The sequence below is a fragment of the Desulfoluna sp. genome, assembly GCF_030145185.1.
Classification (GTDB): Bacteria; Desulfobacterota; Desulfobacteria; order Desulfobacterales; family Desulfolunaceae; genus Desulfoluna.
In genome coordinates, this window is the sequence record NZ_JAQYWB010000136.1 from 1 (window position 1) to 6668 (window position 6668).

The following is a 6668-nucleotide window of genomic DNA, read 5'->3' on the forward strand; positions in this document are numbered from 1 at the left end:
GGCCCCATCGCAAACCACCGCATCAAACAAATAACCGAAACCCACGTCGTCTTCGATTGGGGCCGTGAAGAGCAAAAACGGATGACGCTTCCAATAGATGAGTTCATCGAACGATTTCTCTCTCACGTTCCCCCGCCACGCTCCATTCTGGTTCGATCTTACGGGCTCTACTCCCAGGTCAAGAAGGAGAACCTGAATATTGCCCGGCATGCCCTTGGTCAAGGAACCAGGGGACGGGCAATATGCTCTTGACCTTTGAAACACCCCATGAGATGATCACTAAAAAGTCCAACACACCTTCTTTATTTTAAATTTACATTTAAATTCCCCTCTACCCCACCAGAGATTCTGAAACGAAATCCCAAGGAGGAGAGCCTTATGCCTCGTATTCCCCGGATGCTCAGGACAGATCCAAGCCAAAAAACGGTTTACCATGTAATCAGTCGCACGGCGTTGGACGGGCTGCCCTTTAAAGACGCTGAGAAAGACGAATTGGTTCGTGTCATCAAGCGATTTTCATTGGTGTATGCCGTAGAAGTCATCGGATTCTCAATTATGGGCAATCATTGGCACCTCCTTGCTGAAATATCGCCGGTTTCCATGCTTTCGGATGATGAAGTGAGGCGTCGATTTATGCTTCTTCACACAAAAGGCTCGGAGTTCCCTGAAGGCCAGCTGGAGGCCTTCAGAGAAAGATTTTCCAGCTTGTCCTGGTATATAAAGGATATCAAACAGACCTTTTCACGAATCTATAACCGGAAAAAGAATCGCCGGGGGACCCTGTGGGGTGAGCGGTTTAAAAGCGTGATTGTGGAAAAAGGGGAGACCGTGATTAACTGCCTGGCCTATATAGATTTAAACGCCGTGAGGGCGGGTATTGTGAAGCGGCCGGAGAATTATCGCTGGTGCTCAATCGGGCACCATGTGCAGACGGGAAACCGAGATGATTTTCTCTCCCTTGACTTCGGGTTGGTGGAATTTGGGGTGGAGAGTGCTGAGCGACTGCAAAAATACCGTGAATTTCTCTATCATGCGGGATCTGTGAAAAAACGGGGCAAGGCGGCTATTCTGACGCGGGTGTTTCAGTCTGAAAAGGAAAAGAATTTTGAGTTGGATCGCATCCGGCGGTTCAGGTCCCGAACCCGGTATTTTACCGACTCGGGAATTATCGGCTCCAAGTCTTTTGTTATCGGAACCTATGAAATCTTTAAGGATCGGTTTTATGGGAGCCGGGAACGCGTGCCAAAGCGGGTCAGCGGCTTTGACGGCATGTACTCCATGAAACGATTGAGAGAGGCGTGACGGTTTTTATTCGCGGCACAGCAACAGTCTGCAATTGATAAGAACGAATTCAGCACCCATTCCTGTTGACGTGAGGGCATACGATTCATGTTTTGTCCTTCGTCATGTCAGCTGGAAGGGCTGTTTCTGCATCGGCCTATTCTGGAGTGGGGTTTGGCACCTTGGAGTGGGGTCTTGGAGTGGGGTCGGGCCAAGTCAACACACCGTAAATAAATACAAAACCGCCTGATTTACCTCGATATCTACGGCTATAATCATCTTTTTATGATAAAAACAGAACAGAACCATGGCAAGAGCTAAACGACATTACATTCCGGGTCAAGTTTGGCATCTTACGCATCGATGCCACAAAAGAGAATTTCTGCTTAGATTTGCCAAGGATAAGAGCCGATGGGTTCAGTGGCTGTTTGAGGCCAAGCGGCGCTATGGTTTGACAATTTTGAATTATATCGTGACATCGAATCACATTCACTTATTGGTTGTGGATGATGGTGAACGCCAAATTATCCCACGGGCAATGCAGCTTACTGCGGGGCGTTGTGCCCAGGAATACAATAAGAGAAAAATACGATCAGGCGCATATTGGGAAGACCGGTATCATGCAACGGCGGTGGAGACAGGCGAACACCTCTTGCGTTGTCTTGTTTATATTGATTTGAACATAGAACCAGGGGACGGGCAAGATGCTCTTGACCTTTCAAACACTCCATGAGATGATCAATAGAAAGGCCAACACACCTTATTTATATTAAATTCATATTTAAATTCCCCTCTACCCCACCAGAGATTCTGAAACGAAATCCAAAGGAGGAGAGCCTTATGCCTCGTATTCCCCGGATGCTCAGGACAGATTCAAGCCAAAAAACGGTTTACCATGTAATCAGTCGCACGGCGTTGGACGGGCTGCCCTTTAAAGACGCTGAGAAAGACGAATTGGTTCGTGTCATCAAGCGATTTTCAATGGTGTATGCCGTAGAAGTCATCGGATTTTCAATTATGGGCAATCACTTCTTATGTGGAGCTCAACATAAGAAATGTTATGTGAAGTAGCCTATTATGTGGATTAACCCTCTTAAAGCCTGCAATATCAATCAAGCAAACCAAAAACACTCAACATAATTACACACGAATAAGATGCATAATAACGCATTTTTTAGGGCTTATTTTATAAAATACAGGACAAATGGGTGGTTTGAGATGAAAACATACTCCACATTATCGAACTATTATGTGGAGTCATAGGACTGAAAGTCTTTGATATTGTGGCATATGGAAGCATAGCTTCACATAATCAGGGACTCCACATAACATTGGCACCTCCTCACTGAAATATCGCCGGTTTCCATGCTCTCGGATGATGAAGTGAGGCGTCGATTTATGCTTCTCCACACAAAAGGCACGGAGTTCCCTGAAGGCCAACTGGAGGCCTTCAGAGAAAGATTTTCCAGCTTGTCCTGGTATATTAAGGATATCAAGCAGACCTTTTCACGAATCTATAACCGGAAAAAGAATCGCCGGGGGACCCTATGGGGTGAGCGGTTTAAAAGCGTGATTGTGGAAAAAGGGGAGACCATGATTAACTGCCTGGCCTATATAGATTTAAACGCCGTGAGGGCGGGTATTGTGAAGCGGCCGGAGGATTATCGATGGTGCTCAATCGGGCACCATGTGCAGACGGGAAACCGAGATGATTTTCTCTCTCTTGACTTCGGGTTGGTGGAGTTTGGGGTGGAGAGTGCTGAGCGACTGCAAAAATACCGTGAATTCCTCTATCATGCGGGGGCCGTGAAAAAACGGGGCAAGGCCGCGATCCCGACGCGGATATTTCAGTCAGAAAAGAAAAAGAATTTTGAGCAGGATCGCATCCGCCGGTTCACGTCCCGAACCCGCTATTTTACCGACTCGGGCATTATCGGTTCCAAGTCCTTTGTTATCGGAACCTATGAAATCTTTAAGGATCGGCTTTATGGAAGCCGGGGAAGGGTGCCCAAGCAGGTGAAAGGGCTTGATGGCATGTATTCGATGAAACGATTGAGAGAGGCTTGACGGTTTCCTATCATTGGGCCAGATAAATTTCGATATAAAGTCAAGAACCTGCGAACGATAAGAACGAATTCAGCACCCATTCCTGTTGTCGTGAGGGCATACGATTCATGTTTTGTCTTCCGTCATGTTAGTTGGAAGGGCTGTTCCTGCATTGGCCAGTTCGAGCATCGATTTACAATCACACATTAAGTGAAGATAGAATCACCGGGGTTATAATTTTTTTTTGTGCTGGAATCAGTCGAGAAGAACACCTCATGACATGAGATTCATGGACAGGTGCATGTCGCCTGTCTCTACTGTCCTACTGTCCTTTATATCGTGAGGGGATGATTCTTTTTCTAAAAAACGATTCAATCTAAAATAGGGTAACATCGAATCATATCCATTTGTTGGTGACTGATGATCCGAATGATAAGCGAGATGTTATACCAAATTCGATAAAACTTATTGCTGATAGAACTGCTCAGGAATTTAATATAAGAAAAAAAAAGAAGGGCCGCTTTTGGGGAAGACAGATACCATGCCACCGACATTGAGAATGTGAAGTTATTTTTGAGTGGCGACTTACTTCAGAAAGGAGATTAATAATGGCTTTATTCGGTCACAAGAATCGCAAGATAGGTGGGCATCTCAAATCCACGGCCGGTAAGGTCAGCGGCAAAAAAGTGATCAAGCAGACCGGCAAAAATAAAAGGGGTGCTGTCAACCTAAGTACCACTTTGACGGACCGGGACGTCTGTGAGTATTTTATGCAGGTCGGCTTCGATCACAAGGGTGATTTCCAGTCATATATGTACGCTAAGGGGAGTGCCAAGTCAGTCGAGCTTAAAATTGATGTCGTGGCTTTGGCTGCGGCCTGTGCTGGCGTGCCCGTACCCAAACTTCCAGTATTTGCTGAAGTAGGCGGAAGCGTCTCCGTTAAAAATACCCGCAATAATCTCATCGCTGCTTTTGTCGCACCAGAATTGTTAACTGCCGGCGGTCGCCGGCTCCAGACCACAAAGTGTGGCCAGGTCGTGTTTCTTGCCATGACCGGCTATAAGTGGGAAAGTGGGATTGCTTTTACCGCCGAGGCAGGCGTCAAGACACCTGACATTCCAGGCTTACCCTCTTTCGGTACGGGCGGCGGTGACTATGGCGGTAATGAGGATAAGCCGACGGAGGTGGAATCCGGCACTTACGCTGAATTGGCTTCCTTTTCAGTCAATGTCGAGGCAAAAGCCAGCGTCCAGGCAAAAGCGGGGATATCGGGTAGTAGGCTCTACCTCAGCGACACGGTTCCGACTTTTATAAAGAAAGGTGGGACCGCTAACACGATGGACGAAATTGAAAAGAACCTTACCTCGGTCCTTGAACATGGCAGCAAGAAAACCTATATCAAGGAAGATGTCAAAAAATTTCTCAAAGACCATGGTTGCACGCAGAAAAGGGCTCTTTACAAGACACTCATCACCGGAGGGAACATCTCTTCAAACAAGCTGATCTGTGGCCTTGAAGGGCTCCAGGAATCCGCCACAAACAATGGAGTCAAGCAGATGTGTCAGCATCACATTCGCGCGCTCACAGATTTTAAAAGCCAGAATGTACTCGGACCTTATAATTTTGTCTCCCTTTGGGGTATGAAACCGGAAGCGGAGGCCGGGGTCAGTGCCGTGGCAGGGGCCTCTGTTAAGGCCGGTGCCGGTGGTGTTGTCGAGGCAGGAGCTGAAGTGGGAGTAGAATTGAAAGGTCCCGGCATTGCGACATCACTCAAGTTTACCCGCTTTCGTTTTCAGGTCGCGGCCCTTGCGGAGGAAGGGGCTTCGGGGTATAAAGCCCATCCCCTATTCACACGGGATTCCAAGCTGATTGGTCAGCAGGTGGGTTCCGGAATTCAGGCCCGACATAAAAAACTTGTTGAAAGCATGGAAACCAACCTGCGTCATCCTTCGAATGCGTATGTGATTATGACTCAGGATACGAATATCACATACGGGCAGATGGACCTGACCCTTTTTGAGCTGTCCGGCAAGGCCTATGTCGGTGCAGAGCAGGGGCTTTTTTCTGCCAGCAAGCTCCAAACCGGTGTGGATGGCGAGACAGGATTGGGAGGGAAGGTTAAGGGAGTCGAACTGAAAGTCGTAAGCATGGGAGGCGAAGCGAAAGTAGGGTTGGAGGAAATCCGGCTGAAGGGACAGGGTTCTGTCGGCCTCAAGACGGCGCTTAACTTCATGCGCTACGAAGCCGCGATAGCTTACTGGATGCCGCCGGCCGAAATGGGGCTTAAAAAAAATGAAAAAACAAACATTAAACTGGACCGGGGATCCGGCTTCGCCATCGGTCAATCAGTGGATGTCCGTGGATTTAACAAACATCTTCAGAATGTTTTAGCTGATCCTAAGCAGAAATGTGGTTACATGCAAGCCCTGGCCGGGCGACTGGGAGTGACATACGAACAGTTCAAGGAATTCTTGGTTGAACATGGTTCTACCGGTTTGATCAATGATATTGCGCAATGCACTCAAATGAAAAAAAGTGAACGCAAAAAATATGAAGCGTATATCCCTGTACCGACTGCTTTTCTCATCGAAGCGACCTTTGAAGTTCTGAATCTACCCACCGTCGAGGCCCGTTGGTCGGGAAAAGGACGCTGGATCCTTGGGCCGAGTGGCCTTGGAAAGACCCTGCGAGGAGTTCTGATACCCAAGAAAATTAATCCCCAACAGCTCCAGGCTATTCGTTTGCGCTACCGACATGCCGACGAAATATCGAATGAGAGGACGCGATTTTCTTTGGGGATTAAATTTATCGTTGAACTTGGAATTCAATACAAATCCGTTGAAGAGGCCGGGTCCGAGGGCATTAAAAACCTGGCGACTACGTGGTTCAACAATTTTAAGAAGTACAGGAACGGGGACCAGACAAAGGCTTGCGAGCAGGCGGTTCCCCAGGTCGCGCTTCTGCATCAGTAGGGGACGGGCGGCCCACTTGAAGAAAAAAAAGAAGAGGTGTTTTTGGGGAAGACAGATACCATACCACCACAATTGGAAATGATGATCATCTTTATAGATGTTTATTTTACATAGTGAAATTTACGGGGTCGGGTGCATATTTACGGCGCATATTTACGGGGTCGGGCCATGGCAATTCACCGAAATAACAGGGTAAAGGTTTGTTCTGACGCCGTTTTTCCGGGAATTGGGGTCGGGCCAAGACAATATACTGTAAATAATAGAAAAACTGTCAAGATCGCCTCGATATATACGGCTATAATCATCTTTTTATGATGAAAACAGAACAGAACTATGGCAAGAGCTAAACGACATTACATTCCGGGTCAA

At 47.4% G+C, this 6668-nt stretch carries 6 protein-coding genes; all 6 read left to right on the forward strand.

All coding sequences use genetic code 11. From position 1 onward, the window contains the following. Nucleotides 1-252, forward strand: a 252-nt coding sequence (locus Q1Q75_RS22225) for a transposase (protein ID WP_300675354.1), incomplete at its 5' end; no start/stop codon positions are given. A gap of 126 nt (nt 253-378) precedes the next feature. Further along, nucleotides 379-1302: a transposase gene (locus Q1Q75_RS22230; RefSeq protein WP_300675356.1), complete on the forward strand. Its 924-nt coding sequence runs from the start codon at nt 379-381 to the stop codon at nt 1300-1302. A gap of 286 nt (nt 1303-1588) precedes the next feature. Beyond that, nucleotides 1589-2014, forward strand: a complete 426-nt coding sequence (locus Q1Q75_RS22235) for a transposase (RefSeq protein WP_300675358.1) — start codon at nt 1589-1591, stop codon at nt 2012-2014. Nucleotides 2015-2121: 107 nt separating this feature from the next. Continuing rightward, nucleotides 2122-2352 carry a hypothetical protein gene (locus Q1Q75_RS22240; RefSeq protein ID WP_300675360.1) on the forward strand — a complete coding sequence of 77 codons (231 nt, stop codon included), beginning with the start codon at nt 2122-2124 and terminating at the stop codon, nt 2350-2352. A 327-nt stretch (nt 2353-2679) separates the two neighbouring features. After that, nucleotides 2680-3348 carry a hypothetical protein gene (locus tag Q1Q75_RS22245; protein ID WP_300675362.1) on the forward strand — a complete coding sequence of 223 codons (669 nt, stop codon included), beginning with the start codon at nt 2680-2682 and terminating at the stop codon, nt 3346-3348. Between the two features lie 587 nt (nt 3349-3935). Then, nucleotides 3936-6299 (forward strand): hypothetical protein, encoded by a 2364-nt coding sequence (locus Q1Q75_RS22250; protein WP_300675364.1) that lies wholly within the window; start codon nt 3936-3938, stop codon nt 6297-6299. Nucleotides 6300-6668: the final 369 nt, after the last annotated feature.